General features: G+C 62.1%; 13 protein-coding genes. 5 read left to right on the plus strand and 8 right to left on the minus strand.

Annotated features, from left to right (window positions below):
- Window positions 1-43: 43 nt before the first annotated feature.
- Window positions 44-457 carry a hypothetical protein gene (locus KEM60_RS15560; protein ID WP_219108924.1) on the minus strand — a complete coding sequence of 138 codons (414 nt, stop codon included), beginning with the start codon at window positions 455-457 and terminating at the stop codon, window positions 44-46.
- Window positions 458-558: 101 nt separating this feature from the next.
- Window positions 559-1,416: a metalloregulator ArsR/SmtB family transcription factor gene (locus tag KEM60_RS15565; RefSeq protein ID WP_219108927.1), complete on the minus strand. Its 858-nt coding sequence runs from the start codon at window positions 1,414-1,416 to the stop codon at window positions 559-561.
- Between the two features lie 420 nt (window positions 1,417-1,836).
- Between KEM60_RS15565 and KEM60_RS15570 the strand changes: the two genes are divergently transcribed.
- The 4 genes from KEM60_RS15570 to KEM60_RS15585 all read left to right on the plus strand — a co-directional run bounded on the left by KEM60_RS15570 (window position 1,837) and on the right by KEM60_RS15585 (window position 7,148).
- Entirely contained in the window at window positions 1,837-3,480 is a 1,644-nt protein-coding gene (locus KEM60_RS15570) for a methyl-accepting chemotaxis protein (RefSeq protein WP_219108929.1), read from the plus strand.
- A 781-nt stretch (window positions 3,481-4,261) separates the two neighbouring features.
- On the plus strand, window positions 4,262-4,828 hold the full coding sequence (locus KEM60_RS15575) for a WXG100 family type VII secretion target (RefSeq protein ID WP_370626390.1): 567 nt from the start codon (window positions 4,262-4,264) through the stop codon (window positions 4,826-4,828).
- Window positions 4,829-4,830: 2 nt separating this feature from the next.
- Window positions 4,831-5,625: a hypothetical protein gene (locus KEM60_RS15580; RefSeq protein ID WP_219108932.1), complete on the plus strand. Its 795-nt coding sequence runs from the start codon at window positions 4,831-4,833 to the stop codon at window positions 5,623-5,625.
- 125 nt (window positions 5,626-5,750) lie between these two features.
- On the plus strand, window positions 5,751-7,148 hold the full coding sequence (locus KEM60_RS15585; RefSeq protein ID WP_219108935.1) for a hypothetical protein: 1,398 nt from the start codon (window positions 5,751-5,753) through the stop codon (window positions 7,146-7,148).
- Between the two features lie 51 nt (window positions 7,149-7,199).
- Here KEM60_RS15585 and KEM60_RS15590 read toward each other — a convergent pair whose 3' ends face one another.
- Window positions 7,200-8,309: a dienelactone hydrolase family protein gene (locus KEM60_RS15590; protein WP_219108938.1), complete on the minus strand. Its 1,110-nt coding sequence runs from the start codon at window positions 8,307-8,309 to the stop codon at window positions 7,200-7,202.
- On the minus strand, window positions 8,306-10,852 hold the full coding sequence (locus KEM60_RS15595; protein WP_255574735.1) for a beta-glucosidase: 2,547 nt from the start codon (window positions 10,850-10,852) through the stop codon (window positions 8,306-8,308). The genes KEM60_RS15590 and KEM60_RS15595 overlap by 4 nt, the downstream gene beginning before the upstream one ends.
- Window positions 10,853-11,155: 303 nt before the next feature.
- On the opposite strand from KEM60_RS15595, the gene KEM60_RS15600 reads away from it, so the two are divergent.
- Window positions 11,156-11,647: a phosphoribosyltransferase gene (locus KEM60_RS15600; RefSeq protein ID WP_219108941.1), complete on the plus strand. Its 492-nt coding sequence runs from the start codon at window positions 11,156-11,158 to the stop codon at window positions 11,645-11,647.
- Window positions 11,648-11,709: 62 nt separating this feature from the next.
- On the opposite strand, the gene ortB is transcribed toward KEM60_RS15600, so the two are convergent.
- From ortB to KEM60_RS15620, 4 genes are all read right to left on the minus strand, one after another.
- On the minus strand, window positions 11,710-13,212 hold the full coding sequence (gene ortB, locus KEM60_RS15605; protein WP_255574736.1) for a 2-amino-4-oxopentanoate thiolase subunit OrtB: 1,503 nt from the start codon (window positions 13,210-13,212) through the stop codon (window positions 11,710-11,712).
- Window positions 13,209-13,595 (minus strand): 2-amino-4-ketopentanoate thiolase, encoded by a 387-nt coding sequence (locus tag KEM60_RS15610; RefSeq protein WP_219108944.1) that lies wholly within the window; start codon window positions 13,593-13,595, stop codon window positions 13,209-13,211. Before KEM60_RS15610 ends, ortB begins: the two co-directional genes overlap by 4 nt.
- Before the next feature lie 67 nt (window positions 13,596-13,662).
- Window positions 13,663-14,430 carry a hypothetical protein gene (locus KEM60_RS15615; protein ID WP_219108947.1) on the minus strand — a complete coding sequence of 256 codons (768 nt, stop codon included), beginning with the start codon at window positions 14,428-14,430 and terminating at the stop codon, window positions 13,663-13,665.
- Between the two features lie 110 nt (window positions 14,431-14,540).
- Entirely contained in the window at window positions 14,541-16,601 is a 2,061-nt protein-coding gene (locus tag KEM60_RS15620; RefSeq protein WP_219108950.1) for an AAA family ATPase, read from the minus strand.
- Window positions 16,602-17,025: the final 424 nt, after the last annotated feature.

The raw sequence follows: 17,025 nt of genomic DNA on the forward strand, positions 1-17,025 counted from the left end.
CCCAGAAGACCGACCGCCCCGATATGTCACCCCGACGTCAATGTCAGGCCTTCGAACCCTTCGAGCAGCTGCCCTGGCATGCACCCGTCGCCCACAGCGACCACGCGATGAACGCAGGCTGGATCGCCAACCGGATCAACCGCTTCCGGTCATCATCCATCCCGAAGGACTCCTTGCGCTGGGTGTACTGCCAGATGTTGGCGGGGAAGACCGCGACGAGGAAGGCCGCTGCCAGGCACCCCAGCTTGCGCTGCTGACTGGGCAGCGCAATCAACGCCGCACCCTGCGCAATCTCCGCGACCCCGGACACCGCGACAGTGGCGTCCTTGTCAACCGGGAACCAGTCAGGGACGATCTCGGCGTACTCCCTGCGCTGGGCACCGAAGTGGGTCATGCCTGCGCGAATGAGCAGGGCTCCGAGTGCGACGCGGCCAACCGTTCTGGCAGTGATCTTCATGAGTGGTGTCATCTCCTCGTCCGGGCCCGTCCACGGACAGCGGGGACATCGGGTCCCGGTGGAAGGGCTCACACCAGGTGACAACGCGCCACCGCCTCGATCTACTCCCCGGTAGCTGGACTCTCGTCCCAGCCCGCCCATCCGAACTGCCGCGCCAACGCAGACATATCCAACACGCCAGAACCCGCCTCGTCGCTGGGCACAGCAGGGACCCGCAGATCCACCACGCACAGATCAGGAGCGCTCAACGGGATCACCGTCACCTCGGCATCCGCGACCCCCAACCGGGAGAGCGTGCCCCGGACGAGACCCAGATGCGCAGCACACACCACCTCCGGGTGCAATGTCGCCGCTTCCTTCATCGGGCAATGCTGCAACGTCATCCGGTGGCACCCCGGCCCAGGATGCTCCACCGTCACCGTCTCCCGGCGATAACCCCACCGCGCCAAGACATCAACAACCTCCCGCAACGGCAATTCCCGCGGTGCCGGGGCGCCCGTGAGATCAGGTGTCGCCCCAGGAGGAGGTGGCCACGTTTGCAGAGACGCCGTTGGTGATGGTTGCTCTGCCCCTGACACATCAAACTCACTGACATGGCGCCGCGCCCATTCTTCACCGGCTTTCTCTGACGCCTTGGCCCGATCCCGACCGCCACCCGGAATCGCCCCAGCTAAGACATCAGCAAGGACGACGTACGCCGCTTCGTTCACCGGCACTGATTCCGGGGCGACCGTATACACCTTGCGGGGTCGACCGACCGTCTCTCGGCGTTGAGTTTCAGAAAACAGCACGCCAGCTTGTTCCAACTGATCCAGATGGAACCGGACCGTCGTCACATGTAGTCCGAGGAGGTTCCCTAAATCGGCAGCTGCCAGGCAGCCTGGCTGCTCGCGGACAAAATCGACGATGCGACGCCGCACCTGCGAGGACAGCAGTTCTTCACGAGTCGAGATCGACATAAGACCCTTTCGGTGGAGACTCCACCTTATTGGCAACAAGGTCGACGCCCAAGGAGTTAGGTCCCGGGGAGAGCTGACGGTCATAGCGTACGATTCGCCTTGCCTACTGGGTGAACCCGCACAGACGGACGTCCTAATCCCGAGATGCGTCACCGCGACGGGCTTCGTGGATGCCGATCCGGTAAAAACGACACCTACTGGCAGCCTCACCTCCCGCTGACAGGCCCAATCGGGGATGCGACCCGCTTCCTCCATCGCGCTGCGGGCCAGGTGTTGCGCTGAGGCGTCACGTCACATACGCCGTAGGAGAGCTGACGTCAATGTCTGGTAGATCACGTGACGACGCCTGTCTTCCAACTCATCTCGTGACGATCGGGGCCGATCAGGCCGAGGATGACGGGCTCAGAGGGGATGGCAATCATGGACGCTGTGACCAGCACAGCACCCCGCAGTTTTTATCGCAGCTGGGGACTGCGCACCAAGATTATGCTGATTGGCCTCATCGGCATACTAGGTATGGCATTGTTCGGCGGAGCCAGCGCATGGGGAATTCAGCAGCTTGACTCGGCGGCGCAAGAGATTGACACCGCCAACCACATCCAAAAATCTGCGCTCACCGTCAAAGCCGAGATCTTCAACATCAAACGAACCCAAAATAGATACCTCCTACAAGCTTACGTCGACGGAGCTGCCGTCGCCGAATCAACTCACCCTGCCCGGCAGACCTACCTCACTGCGATCGCCCAGCTCCAAGGTGATCTCGACGGGTTCCCGGCGTTGAAACTCGACACTTCTAAAAAAGCACTCCAAAGCATCAAAGACCTCACCAAAGAATTCGTTGCCACTGACGACCAGGTCATCGCCCTCGTCAAACAAGGCACCCCGGCCAGCTTAAAACAAGCGCAAACTCTAGGTCTGGGACAAGCCACTGATCTCGCCTTAAAAGCCACCCAGGCTTCAACCGATCTAGACAAAGCAGTCTCCGCCCGAGTCGTCACTGCCCAAGAAGACCAAAACACCGCGAAACGCAACGCCACCCTGTCAATGATCTTGATCGGTGTCCTCGCGACCGCTGCTATTGCCGGCTTGGCAACGCTCATCTCCAACAGAGTCATCCGATCCGTCAACTCCGTGCGCCACAGCATCGAAGCGATGGGCCGCGGCAACTTCCAAGTCCCCGCCCGAGCCTTCACCGAAGATGAAGTCGGTCAGATGGCCCACGCCAACGAAACCACCCGCACCAACATCTGCTCACTCCTCACCCAAGTCGGGCAGGTCTCCACCGTCGTCGCAGCCGCATCCGAAGAACTCACCGCCGTCTCGAGCCAAGTCGGCGCCACCGCAGAACAATCCACCAGCCAACTCAGCAGCATCGAAGACGCAGCAACCGTCATGTCCAGCACAGTGCAAACCGTGGCCGCTGGCACCGAAGAAATGACCGCGTCCATCCGAGAGATCTCCAAGAACGCTACCGACGCGGCCGGTGTCGCCCGACAAGCCGTCTCCGTCGCAGACGTCACCAACACCACCGTCGCCAAACTCGGCGAATCAAGCATGGAGATCGGCAACGTCATCAAAACCATCACCTCCATCGCCGAACAAACCAACCTCCTCGCCCTCAACGCCACTATCGAAGCCGCCCGCGCCGGCGAGGCTGGTAAAGGCTTCGCTGTCGTCGCCACCGAAGTCAAAGACCTCGCCCAAGAAACTGGCCGTGCCACCGAAGACATCGCCCGACGTGTCGAAGCCATCCAAATCGACACCCAAGCTGCGGTCGCCGCCATCGGTCAGATCTCCTCGATCATCGCCCAGATCAACGACACCCAATCGACGATCGCCTCCGCCGTAGAGGAACAAACCGCCACCACCAACGAAATGAGCCGCAACGTCTCAGAAGCTGCTCACAGCGCTGACAACATCGCCGACAACGTCAGCAAAACAACCCGGGGCGCCCAAGAAACTAAGGACGCTGCCCGCTCCGCCAGTCAAGCTGCCGCTGACCTGGCCGGACACGCCAGCGAGCTGCAAACCCTGATCCAGAAGTTCTCCTGCGGCGCTGCCTGACCGCTGCCCGTGGCACCCCCACCCTCACCCTCACTCCCACCTTCACCTTCACTCCCACCTTCACTCCCACCCTCACCTTCACTCCCACCCTTACCTTCACCTTCACTCCCACCCTCACCTTCACTCCCACAGCCGCCCCTACAACTGCCCCCACAACCGCCCGTGGGCGGGTTTTGGGAGGGGTGACCTGGGGTTTTATGTCGGGGTGTCGCCCGTGGGCGGGTTTTGAACTGCCTGATGTCGCCCGTGGGCGGGTTTTGGGTGTGAATGCGCAGGTCGGCTCTGGGGTTTTGCGCCCGTGGGCGGGTTTTGGGAGGGGTGACCTGGGGTTTTATGTCGGGATGTCGCCCGTGGGCGGGTTTGGTGGATGCAGGAACCGCCGGATGGATGGTGCGGGAGGCGTGCGGAGGACATCGGGGAGGCATGCGGAAGAGATCGGGGAGATGTGCGGAGGACATCGGGGAGGCGGACGAGAGACGTGCGGATGGACGGCGCTGTGGGTGATCAAACGTGGGGTCGGGGTCTTCGGCGAGGAGCCAGCCCAGGGCTGCGGGAGCGGATCACCCGCATTGTGGACAGAGATAGGTCATCCCATGGTGTGAAAGTCCCTCCGTACCCTGCTCTTTCGTAGCAGGCCACGGCGCCATGCCTCCATTTTTGCTGATATCGGCCTCTGTCTGTGTCGAGAAAATGTCAGAATTGCGCCACGAATCAGGGTCTGACGGGTGTGTGACACGTCGGGGGCGATCAGCTCGGTGGCATTGCAGGTGCACGGTATCTCGTGGCGTGCGATGGCCCATCGGTTGAATTTCGTTGCGCGACAGCTCAGCTGCACCTCAGGCCAGTAGGAAGCCTACCTACTGTAGGGCCAGGGGAGGACAACGACATGACCATCGGCGGGGATCCAAACGCCTTGCGGGACATTGCGAATCACTTACGTCGGGATGCCCGCGACATTGAGGACATGAGCGCCCGAGTCAGGCAGCACTACGGCATCACGTGGCATGGGCCTGCCGCTGAGCGATTCCGCGAAAAGATCGAACAGCATGTCAGGGATCTGGGCAGCACCGCCGACGAAACCTTCGAAGCTGCCCGCGCCGTTGACACTCTGGCGCATGCCTTAGAAGAACGCCAGCGAGCCATTGAGGCAGCCCAACGAGTGGTCACTGACGCGATTCACAACGCAGAACGCACTGTCAGCGGACTGGCCGGACGTGCCTGGGACACCATTAGCCATGCCGACTCTGAAATTTACCGCAATGCCAAAGTGCTGCTAGACGGCGTGCCGCACCTGCCGCCACCCGGATCTCCAGGTTGGCTTGATCTCGCTCGAAAGATCGGACATTGACAATGGCGAAATATCCGCTAGAGCCCCGTGACGGCGCGCTGCGTGTCGTTGTCCCCCAGAGTGATTGGCAGCGGATCGCTGCGATCATCCCTGATCTGCCTGATTTCCTCGGCGAGCTACCCCCTGGTGAGCTCGCGCCTGAGGCTGATACCGCCATCATCGACGACCTCGACCAGGCCCTGCAGGCCGCGTTGTCGATCACTCAGGACCATCACGTCCAGGTCGATGTGCAAGCCGCCGTTGGCCCCCATGGAGTTGCTTTACGCCTGTGGATCAGCCAGTTTGCTGCCGTCGAGGTACGCCGATCCGTCACCATCATTGACGGACAGCCGCACATCAAACCAGGCGTCGAAATCAGCGCTGTCGAACTGGAACATGTCATCGATGAAATTCTGCGCTATCTCATCGACCGGCCATTAACCGACGAAGCTATCGCTTTTAGCCTGCCCGAAGAAACCCTCCTTCCCCTCACTCACGCCCTCACTGATGGACGCGTCGACGACGTACGTCTACTGCTTGACAACGACGGCTTGGCTGAGGTTCCCCCGCTGCTGAGAGCTCTTGTCGCAGCCGTCGAAGGGGACGCCCTCATCGAAACCCACAGCGCCGCAGGCCATCGCATATTAAGGCTGCTGCTCACTCGTGCAGGCTGGGTCGAAACCCACACCACCAGCGACGCACACATCGTCAGCACCCCCTACGACCGCGCCGCGATGGGCCATCTACTCACTGTGGACTTGAGCGAGCACCTGTCCAGAGCACACACCCCAGGCCACACCGGTGGAGAAGAATCATGACCCCGAATATGGATGCCCGATTCATCGCGCCCAGGGCTCCCATCAGCCCCAAAGTGCGCCCAGGGAACCCCTCCACCCTGAGGATCAGCGGCGGGTCCGGGGGCTTTGCCGCCCAGCTGGACAACATGACTGCGCACGCCAGGCAGATGGACATGATCGGCGGAGACCTCCGTGAGTGTGGCACCACCATTGGTGGCCGCGCTCTCGACTCCGCCTTCGCCCAAGCGGCGCTCCTCTGCCCCAGTGAAGTTTTCTCTGCCGAAACGGCTATCGCCGACGCCGCCGCCGGGCGAGCCGGAGCGGTGCCTCGGGGGGTGCAGATCTCGGCGCGCAGTAAGCAGCTCGGGCTGGTCATCGAGTCGTACCGTCGTGTCGACGCACTCGCTAAAGACGGGCTGGAACGCCTCACGAACCTTGGCCTTACTGCCTTGGGGACTGGTTTGCCGCTCTTGGCTGTTGGCGCTGCGGGCTGGGTAATGACGAATCCTGCGGCGGCTCTGCTGCTCGCATTTGGCGTGAAGCAAGTCGGGTCGAAAGGTATCCAGGATTATCTGTTTAACCATCCAGAACACCTCGACACCCTCACGAGATGTGCGCCGTGGCTCCTCCAAGGAAGTGCTATGGGGCCAGGGGGTATGTGGGCGTCTATCACGCGCTATCTCACCGGGGGACGGTGGCCCACCGACGACTATGAAACTTTGGTTGGGGGATTGGTCAACGCCGGCCAGAATGGCGGAATATTCGAGGATACCGGCGGGTTTAAGGTTTCGCCGTCCGACCATGTGAAAGGTCAGATGGATCCCCCCAGAAGTGTTGAAGGCCTCATCGAAATGGATGGTTTTGTTCAGGGGCAATGCGACAAGGTTGAGGGGGATGAGGCTGCCATTGCCATCACCAAGCTCGAGGGCACCCCTCCGAAATATATCGTGACGATTCCGGGCACGCAGGCTTGGGGTCCGGTGCGGACCAACAACCCCGTTGACCTCAGCAGCAATGTGGGCCTGATGGCCGGAAATCAGGTGGAATTGCAACGGCAGGTTGCTGCAGCGATGAAGGAAGCTGGTATTGAACCGGGAGATCCGGTGATGTTGAACGGCCACAGTCAAGGAGGGATTTGTGCTGCAGCCCTAGCCTCTGACCCCAAATTCCGTCAGGCCTACAATGTGCAAAGCGTCGTCACGGCTGGATCGCCTATTGCGCGTTTCGAGATCCCTCCAAACATCGATGTCCTTGCCCTTGAGCATGATTCTGACGCCGTGCCTAAACTTGAAGGCCGAGAAAATCCTGATCGGAAAAACTGGATCACTGTGAAAAGTGATGTGCGTGGACGGATGTACTACGGCGAAGAGAACAAGCTCATGGAGTCCCACTTATCGGACGGATATCAGGGGACGGGGCGGATGGTCGACCAGAGGTTGATGGGCCCCAATCCTGACCCTTCGATAGAGGAGTGGCGGCAACACAATGATAAGTTCCTGAGCGGCAAAGGAGAACAAAAGGTCTACAAAGTGACGAAGTCCTGACATTGCGGGTGTCTGCCCGTGGCAGGGTCCCATGGGCAGACACCCGCAATGTCACCACGGGCAGGTCGACTGGTATGACGTGTATTCCGCGCCCACCGCGGGCCCCGGACACAAGAACACGTCGTACCGGGGGTCGTCCAACAGGAAACGACCTAACCATGCCAGTGTCAGCTCCGAGAGTCGGGCGTCGGGGGATTCCACTCTGGTGTGAGTGGCGCCAGCTAGTTCAGCGAATGCTTTCTGCGATACCCCAGTGAGCTTGCGGTAGATCGGCGTCGCGTAGAAACTCTTCGGTGCGGTGATGTCCGAACTTCCTGACAGCACTAATGTCGGTGCTGATGCTGACGGGAACGACGTCCGGAAGTCCCACGGAAACACTGACACTACTGCTCGAACGTGGGGATGCGCATCGGTGGCTTCCAGGACTCCACCGGCACCCATTGAATAGCCATATAACGCGATCCGGGACCCATCCAGTCGTGAAGCCCACGGGCTGGAGCTGATGAGCCACGCGGCTGCAGCGTTCACTGCTTTGCCTCGTGCCGCGGGCCCGTCCAGCATGCTGGGTGGTTCCACGATGAACGCGGCATAGCCGTGACTGGCTAGTCGTTCGCCGACCCAACGGATTGTCTCCGCTGATCCTGATAAGCCGGGCATCATCACGACGGTGGGTGTCGGGCCGGGTTGATGAGTCGGCAACAAGGCCACGACGTCAGCGAACCCGGTCCCGGTCTTTTCTCGGGGTAACCGCATGGTCTCCACGTCGTGGGGACCAGCCTGGCGTAGCGATTCCCGGGTCGGGGCGTGTCCATTGTCTGGGCTGGGTGCTGCGGTGGAGCGACGCGCGGTGGGGGGAGGGGGTGTTGCTCGTCGTACCGAGGGGGTGGTGGCGGGAGCCGATGGGAGGTGCGTTGCCGTGGGGTGAGGAGGCGTTGCGGGAGGATCGATCGCTGGGGGAGTCGCTGGGGCATGCCCCGTCGTGGAAGAACCCGTCGTGGGGGGCGCTGGGGTGGGGCGCCCCGTGGTGGCTGCTTGACCAGGGGTGGGGTGAGTCCCGGAGATGTCAGGTTGGGCAGCCCACGACATCGTGGCTCCCGTGGGCAGGGTCAAGGTCACCGTCGCTGCCAGCGCAGCCAGCGACGCCGTACGACGCCCGCTCATCGCGGGTCATCCGTCGGAGCCGCCACACCTTGACGGAACATCGACGGCGGGAGGCCGAAGAACGAGGCCAGTCCCACCCCGGCGCCCATGAACCCAGCTGCGCCACACACCATCGTGTCTTTTGCGGACTCCGCGGCTGTTTCGTTGCCTGCAGGCTGGTTCGGTGACGGCTCAGGAGTCACCGCGCCGACCGCTTTGGTCGATGACACCGTTGCGTGGCCAGAGAGTGGTAGCTGTCGTGAGGAGTCGCCCACCCACACGGTGCGGGCACCGGCTTGCTCGACGAATCCCTTAGTAGCCACATCGAAATGGGCCATTGATCGTGCTGACAAGGTCACTGATACTCGCCGTGACTCGCCTGGCGCCAAGGTGATCTTGACGAAGTCAGCCAAGGTGCGCGGTGGCCCAGACACCCCCGGCGCCGGTCCGACATATACCTGAGGAACCACGGCACCTGCCCGTTTGCCGGTGTTGGTCACCGTGAAGGACACCGGGATCGACCCGTCAGGACGATCAGCGCCGACCTGGAGGTCTGCGTAGCGGAACCCGGTGTAGGACAGGCCGTGCCCGAATGGGAAAGCTGGCGTCTTTTTCTGCTGGTCATACCAGCGGTACCCGATGGCTAAACCCTCGGAATGGTGGCCGCCAGGGAACCGGTCTTTGCTGGCTGCGGGTAGATCTGCCGGGTCGGCAGCGAATGTCACCGGTAGGCGTCCTGATGGGTTGGCGTCACCCCACAGGACAGCGGCCAGTGCAGTGCCGAACTCTTGCCCCGGATACCACGCCGAGATCATGCCGGACACGGAGGAAACAAACGGGATATCGACGGGGTTACCGGTGTTCAACACCACGATGGTGCGCTTGTTGGCTTTGGCGACAGCATCGATGATGTTGCGTTGCACCAGGTCAAGGCTGGTATTGGCCTGGTCTTTGTTTTCGGAGAACCACGACCGGGCCACCACGATCGCGACGTCGGCCTCACCGGCGGTTTTTGCCGCGGCCGCAGGGAGGATCCCGCCGTAATGAGTCACCGAAGCCCCGGCTTTTTCAGCGCGAGCGGTGATGCCCTGCAAAGGAGTCACCACTCGATCTGCGACCACGTGAGCGCTTCCCCCACCGGATGCGATGACATCACGACCAGCGGCTGATCCGATCACGGCGATCTTTTTCACCGCTGACGACAAGGGCAAGACGTCGTCGTTCTTCATCAACACCATGGAGTCCGTCGCCACCTGACGAGCCACTTGTGCATGCTCCGGTGTGCTTACGGGTGCGTCTGGTGAGCCCGTGGGTTTTTTGTCAAACAGGCCAGCAGTAAACATGGCTGTCGCGATGCGAGTGGCCATGTCGTCGAGGCGGGCTGACGATACTTTCCCTTCCGAAACACCTTTGCGTAGCCGTTGATCAAAATAACAAGAGTCTGGCATCTGAAGGTCAAGGCCAGCATTCGCTGAGGCCAATGCGGCGTGCATTCCAAACCAATCAGAGATGATGAAACCAGGGAATCCCATTCGCCCCTTCAGGACCTGATTCATGAGATATCCATTGTTACAGGCGTGGACGCCATTAACTTTGTTATAGCTGCACATGATCGAGGCGACTTTGGCGTCAACTGCCGCCTCGAAGGGTGCCAGGTATAGCTCATTCAACGTGCGCAGGTCGACTTTGGCGTCGCCCAAGGCAGTGTTTCGGGCTGTTTCTTGGGTGTAAGCGCCGAGATGTTTTGCGGTGGCCAGCACGCCTCGGGATTGCACGCCACGGATCTCCGCAGCCCCTAACTGGCCGACCAAAGTGGGGTCTTCGCCGAAATTTTCAAAACTGCGCCCTGAGCGGGGATCCCGAGTGACGTCCATCCCAGGTCCCAATGCGTGGTTAGCGCCCTTTGCTGCGGTCTCGGTGCCGATGACTTCGCCGTACCGTCGTGCGAGATCGCGGTCGAAGGTGGCGCCCAGAGAGACCGGCGCGGGCAGCTGCGTCACCCCGGTTTTGTTGTTACCGATGCCGGCGGGCCCATCGGTCGGGCTCAGCGCGGGGATGCAGAGACGGGGGTTGGCGGCAACCTGACCGGCGTAGGTCGGTCCGTATGCCTGCAGGGGGCGCGCGGTGCCGTGGACCAGTGCGATTTTGTCATCCACGGTCATCTTCTGCAGCAATTGGCGGGCGCGGTCGGCAGCGGGGGCCGTCGAACCTACCCACGGGCATGAGACGCCACGTGCGGATGGCGACCCGCTGGGTGACGTGGGTCGGCTCGTGCTCGTCGTGGGTTCCGTACGTCGGTGTCGAGGATCGTGAGGTGCGCTCGCGTCGGCGCTCGGGGTGGTGGATCGGGATGTTCCGGTCGAGATGCCCTCTGGGGTCTTTGGGGAGGCTGGCGCAGGCGCTGCCGGAGATGTGGGAGACGCCGGGTCTGCTGGTGCATGAGTGGTGCCTGGTGGGGCAGGTGGGGGAGTCGCAGCGGAGGCGGGTGGTATGACGAAGGAGGTGGTTGCCGCAGTCACTCCGGCGACGGCCAGCGCAGCGACACTCAAACGGGAACGACGCATGGGGACTCCTTCGTCCAGGGTCGCCAAAGCGCCCCCGGATACCAACTGTGCATCATGAATATCCGTGCGACGGAACACTATCGGTGTGACAGGTGGTGTGTCGGCGGAGTGCTGTCAGTACCTCGACCAGACATCGACAAGCGGTCGGCATCTCCGTCGTACGGCGGGCTCAGCGGCGGTGGTCCGGCGGCCTCCGTGACGGCGGTGTGGGGGTGCTTCAGCGGCGCGGTGAGCGATGTGATGCCGAAAAATAAGTGTCAGCTGTGACAGATGAGGCGGCTGTGATCCTGGCAGGATGGTGCTGTGAGCGATGAACGTGAAGTGTTGACCTGGGACACCTTCGGCGCAGCATCCCGAGAGCTGGCCCACAGCATCGTCGATTCAGGGTTTGAACCAGACCTGGTCTTGTCGATCACCCGGGGTGGTCTGCTGCCCACTGGTGCGATCAGCTATGCGCTGGACATCAAGGCATTGCACATCATCAACGTGGAGTTCTACACCGGAGTGGACGCCCGGTTGAATGAACCGGTGTTCCTGCCCCCGCTGCCCGCACCAGGTGACCTCTCAGGACAGCGGGTATTGATTGTCGATGATGTCGCCGACACCGGCCGCACGCTGAAGCAGGTGCATGACTTTTGCGCGCCCCATGTCGCCGAGACCAGGGTGGCCGTGCTCTACGAAAAACCCCACTCGTTGATCAAGGCCGACTACGTGTGGCGTCGTACCTCACAATGGATCACGTTTCCCTGGTCCGCGCAGCCCCCCATAGTGCGGCGCAGCGACAATGACCGATAAATCAGAACACCGTCGACGGCCAGGTTAGCCGTCGACGGATCTGGGAAGCCTTACGTGAAGCTTTACGTGCGGATGACCGCACCATTGCCGCTAAAACCAACGCCCAGATTCGTTAAAGTACGACGGACGAACCGCTCATCGGTGCGCGTTTCCGCGACGAGATAATCCACATCGACAGCCGAAGCAATGCCGGTGCCACCACCGACAGCCTGAGCGCCGCCAACGTGGTCGACAGCATTGCGAATGTACGACGTGCGCATCCGCTCAAGGTCGGCGTACCGTGCGCTGATTCGCGACGGATGGTCAGGCAACACAATTGAACGCCCCGGGATTTCATCGTCGGGATCACCCAAACGCACCTCGATACCCATATCCCGGGCGAAAGAAAGCTGGGCGAGCGGGTGTTTGCCAGCGCCGGTGTATTCAGTTTCCTGTACGACGATGACTTCATCGCGTGGGCGAGTTCGCGCCAAAGCAAATGCTGCAGCTAGAGAGGTGTTGCCCGCCGGGCCGCGCTCCATGCCCTCGAGGTGGGCGAGAAGTTCAGTCATGGCAAACACTTCGCCCTGTTTGACCAGCAGATAGTCATCCATATAGCGCAGCGGTCGGGCTGCGGAACGAGGCACATCAGAGTGGTCGGGATCAGTGGCATACGGCATCCCAAAGCCCGTGTGGCCGGTCGTGAACGACTTGCGGTTGAAATCGTGGTCACTCGCCATCGACAGCCCGTGCAAGTCCACCGAAGCGCCATGCACCAGAGTGTGATGAGCCCCGGCGATGCGCAATCCGCGGGCAGTGCCAGTCAGATTGCCCCCACCGGCATTAGTGGCAATGACATGTTCAGGAGCCTTGCCGAGCAAGCTGTGGCACTGCTCGACGATCTCCACACCCAGCGGCTCGACCCCAGCGATGCCGTACGCCGAATACAAGCTCGCGTTGAAATATCCCGTCTCCTCCAGCATGAGCAAATAGCTGTAGAACAATTCTGGGCCAACGGAAAGCTGCATGACCTCCGCGCCCAACGCCTCACACTTGCGCATCTTCTCCAAGATCTCCGGCTGCCCGATCCGCGCTGAGTCATAACATTCCTGCGCGATCACGCACTTCAAGCCAGCCATCGCAGCCTGACTGGCCACTGCCGCGCCATAATTGCCAGAAGTGGCGGCAGCGACACCGCGAAATCCCAGTTCACGGGCCTGCACAATGGACATAGATGCACGCCGATCCTTGTAGGATCCGGACGGATTGGTCTGCTCATCCTTCACAAAGATCCGGGCGCCCAACCCATCCTCGGCGCACTGGCGAGCCAATGCAGTCAGACGTCGCAACTCCAACAATGGGGTGTTTCCCACCCCAACACGCCGTTGAGCTTCCCGAACATCGTCGACCGTATAGCCGACATCACCCATCAGCCGGTCATAATCAAACGCAATCGACCCAGACTCATATCCGGCGTAATCCACCCCAAGAGCAGCCCGCATAATGGCGCCATTACGTGCCATCACCGCATCATAGGAACGATCGCCCACGCTCGTCCCATTGCCCCGATCCACGATGGTCATCATCGTCCTCCTGCCAGGTCGTGCCGATCCCGATCACGATGCGCCTCGGCGAGAACAGCCTGAGCCTGTCGAGCCACGTGCAACAGCTCAGGCACGTACGTCGTGCCGAAACCGTGGTCATACCCAGGGTTCAGAGCGACCAAACGTCCGCGCAACCGCCGCCCCACGACAGTCTCGACCTCCACCAGGTCACCGACCGAAACCCCGGCAACCCCAACGTCAACAGGACCGCCAACGGTCTCATCAGCGGCGCGACCGACAAGGAAACCTTTTGACCAGGACTCGAAGGGAACGGCCCGAGTGTCCTCGGGCAACTTGCCAGTCCGCTCATGAGGAGCGAGAACGACACGGTGAATCTGGACCCAATCGCCGGGACGGGCGGGCATGATTCCTCCTGATGACCACGTAGCGCGGCACGATGCTGCCGCAGCGGCGCCCATGCCCACCGCCACGCTAGCGGCCCACAGGCCCTGACGACGTCATGTTGGGATGAATCTGCCGCAGAGGAATATCTGCGCGATCCGAGCGAGCCTGCCCCAGAAGCTGCGGACGAGACGCCCCAAACGCTGTGGCCAGCGTCGACGCTGCCTCCCACACCACCCGCTCAGCCTCAACCTGACTGATCGGGGCCACCGTGGACAGCCGCAACGGCGCCACAGCGTGTCGCCCAGACGGCGGACAGAGCGTGTCACCACAATCCTCGTCGTACACCCGCAGCTCCACCGGACGACCAGGGATGTCACACGCAACCCGCAGCAGAAGCTCCACCACGCCCCTATGATCCAGCAACGTCAGACACGCCTGAACCAGCGCACACGTGTCAGTGAGCACCGACTCAGCATCACTGAGCAAGACATGGCTCGGCTCCACCGACCCATCATCAAGCCGACCAGAGCGCGTCAAACCCACCGCGAGCGTCCCCGGCGTACCACTACACATCCGCAAACTCACATACCGGTCAGCAGAATCACCCACCCGGCCAACCGGACAATCCGGTCCACCCACCAACTCAGCCGACATCGCAGACATCCCACGAACCTGGAATGCAAACGGACCCGAAGGAAACAAACCCTCCAAAATAGCCAACGGAACAGCCTGCGTCAGATCGATCCGTTCACCCACACCAGCAAAGCGAACCACAGCGACCACCCAAGCGCGTCGATGCGGATCCAGCAGGGTCAACGCCTGCGCATACGCGTCATCAATGGTGGTGTGGGCCATGGCGCTCCATTTCTGCGCAGCAGACACCAAACATATGCCATCACTGCACCGGGTGGGGACCGGTCGTCACCATGCTGTCAAGAGTGACTCTCACAATCCAGGTGACATCATCACACCACCTCAGACTCAGACTCCGGGCTGAGAACCAGAGCCTCAGGCAACGGCGCTTCATGCAACACCGTCAAAGCAGACACCGCACGCGTCACCACGACATACAACCGTCGTAAACCGGTGCGGACATCCGCCTCACCAGCCACAATCGCCGCCGGCTCCACCACCACCACCGAATCAAACTCCAACCCCTTCGCGACCTCAGCCGGAACCACCACCACCCGATGCGCAACATCTCCACGATCAGAGCCGAGCAGCCCAAACTCCACCCCTGAGTCAGCCAACACCGCACTCATCGACGACACCTGCCGCGACGCCACAATCACCCCAACCGTGCCCGGCTGAGCGCTCGCAGCCTCCACCGCCTGCGGCAACGCCACCTCCCACCGGTCCACTTGACGGATCTCCAGCCGCCCAGATTCATGGCGCACCGACGACGGCGGCGCGATCCCAGGAGCAATCGCGGGCAACAACGCCGCCGCGAAGTCAATGATCGCAGCAGGCACCCTAAAGCCCCTGGTCAGCTCAGTGATCTCCGCTTCCGGCTTGCCCAAATGAGCCACCGTCTCCTCCCACGACGTCGTCGCCCACGGCGTCGTGCCCTGCGCGATATCCCCCAACACGGTCGCTGCGCCCGTCGAACACCGCCGCCCCACCGCCCGCAACTGCATCGCCGACGCATCCTGCGCCTCATCAAAAATGACATGACCGACGCTGCCAGTCCGGGTCAATACATCCGCCACCTCATCCAGCAGCACCGCAGCTGCCGGAGACCACCGAGCCGACCCCGGCGTACGAGGAGCCCTGCGCCACCGCAGCACCTCTTGCTCCTGCGCGGAAAGGATCCCCTCAGCAGCCGCCGCAAGAGCCGCAGGATCCGACCACAACCGGTGCAACACCTGCGCCGGAGTCAAGGCAGGCCAACACGACCTGACATAGGCCCGGACCGGTGCTGACCGAGACACCGCATCCTGCACCCGATCATCAGGCATCCCTCCAGACGCCTCCATCCGCACCAACACCAGATGGGCCAGGCTCTGCGGCAACAACGCCCGACCAGCCTCATAACGCACACCACGACGGCGCAACGCCGCGATCGCCGCCGTCACCTCCGCCACCGAAACACGCCACACCGACGCACCTCGCGGCACCCGCAACGGCTCCTGCGGCTCCACCAAATGCGCCCACACCGCTCGATACAGCACCTCAGCCATCCGCGCGTCCCCCTTCAACACGGCCTGCTCCACCGTGTCCTGGCCACGGACCCGCACCCCAGCATCCGCGCCCACCAAATCAGCCAGAGTCGTATGCCTGACATCCACCTCACCCAGCGCGGGCAACACCGCGCCGATGTGATCCAAAAACGCCCGGTTCGGCCCTACGACCAGCACCCCCTGGCGAGCCAGCCGCTCCCGAAAGGCATAAAGCAGCCACGCCGCGCGGTGCAAGCCCACCGCAGTTTTCCCCGTGCCCGGGGCTCCTTGCACACACACCGTCGTATCGGCCCCCATGCGCACCAACTCGTCCTGCTCCGGCTGAATCGTCGAAACGATGTCCCGCATCGGCCCGACCCGGGGTCGCTCAATCTCCGCCGCCAAAATCTGCGACGGTTCCTCGTCCACGCCCCCGTCGTCGAAATGCTCCTCCTCAATCGCCGTGATGCGACCGCCATCCCATCCGAAACGGCGGCGCACCGACACATCCATCGGGTCCGCCCGGCTGGCCCGGTAATACGCGGTAGACACCTCAGCCCGCCAGTCAATGACCACCGGGTCCCCGGACTCATCGCCGATGTGGCGGCGACCGATATACAGCCGTGGCGCATCGCCAGCCACCGGATGCGACGGGGCCACGTCGAGACGACCGAAGAACAGCGTTGATTGACCGTCGTCAGTCAATGCTCTCTGGCGCATCCACAACGCGGCGGCCAATGCTTCAGCAGACACGGCATCGCCGCTATGAGCTTCCAAGGAGGACACCCGGTCGCGCATCCGTGCGAGCTGTCGGCGGGCGTGGTCCAGATACAACTGTTCAGAACGCAGATCGGCGTCCGAAGGCATGACGAGATCACCTCAAAAAATCAGGAGCGAGAACGGCATGCGTAGTGGGACGACGCCGGGACATGTCGACGATGCAGTCCGGCGGTTAGCGCGGACAGACCCGGTCAGATCGGGTCGCACATTCGGATCGCAGGCAGAGGTGCGGGCGGGCACGACGCAAAGACGTTCATTGTAGATCGAGTCCTGGTGCTCAGGGGGCGAGGCGCTGTTCTGACGGACGTACATAGCTGCGGACCTCGCGGTGGTAGGACGCTGGCCTCACCATCAAAGTGCAGGTCATAAGTCTGAGGTGGCGAGGCACCTGACACGCCAGGGCGGCACTGTACGTCCGACGGGACGCTCACGGAGTGACAGGACGCTCACGGTGTTTGCGGCCGGGCTTTCGCCTGCCCCGAAACGCCAAGCACCGGGTTCCGCCCCCTTG

It is taken from the genome of Austwickia sp. TVS 96-490-7B (assembly GCF_019331795.1).
Taxonomy (GTDB): Bacteria; Actinomycetota; Actinomycetes; order Actinomycetales; family Dermatophilaceae; genus Austwickia.

Bases quoted from the DNA above. Each gene is read 5' to 3' on its own strand.
- KEM60_RS15560 (WP_219108924.1), bottom strand. From the start codon at position 457: ATGAAGATCACTGCCAGAACGGTTGGCCGCGTCGCACTCGGAGCCCTG.
- KEM60_RS15565 (WP_219108927.1), bottom strand. From the start codon at position 1,416: ATGTCGATCTCGACTCGTGAAGAACTGCTGTCCTCGCAGGTGCGGCGT.
- KEM60_RS15570 (WP_219108929.1), top strand. From the start codon at position 1,837: ATGGACGCTGTGACCAGCACAGCACCCCGCAGTTTTTATCGCAGCTGG.
- KEM60_RS15580 (WP_219108932.1), top strand. From the start codon at position 4,831: ATGGCGAAATATCCGCTAGAGCCCCGTGACGGCGCGCTGCGTGTCGTT.
- KEM60_RS15585 (WP_219108935.1), top strand. From the start codon at position 5,751: ATGACTGCGCACGCCAGGCAGATGGACATGATCGGCGGAGACCTCCGT.
- KEM60_RS15590 (WP_219108938.1), bottom strand. From the start codon at position 8,309: ATGAGCGGGCGTCGTACGGCGTCGCTGGCTGCGCTGGCAGCGACGGTG.
- KEM60_RS15595 (WP_255574735.1), bottom strand. From the start codon at position 10,852: ATGCGTCGTTCCCGTTTGAGTGTCGCTGCGCTGGCCGTCGCCGGAGTG.
- ortB (WP_255574736.1), bottom strand. From the start codon at position 13,212: ATGATGACCATCGTGGATCGGGGCAATGGGACGAGCGTGGGCGATCGT.
- KEM60_RS15610 (WP_219108944.1), bottom strand. From the start codon at position 13,595: ATGCCCGCCCGTCCCGGCGATTGGGTCCAGATTCACCGTGTCGTTCTC.
- KEM60_RS15615 (WP_219108947.1), bottom strand. From the start codon at position 14,430: ATGGCCCACACCACCATTGATGACGCGTATGCGCAGGCGTTGACCCTG.
- KEM60_RS15620 (WP_219108950.1), bottom strand. From the start codon at position 16,601: ATGCCTTCGGACGCCGATCTGCGTTCTGAACAGTTGTATCTGGACCAC.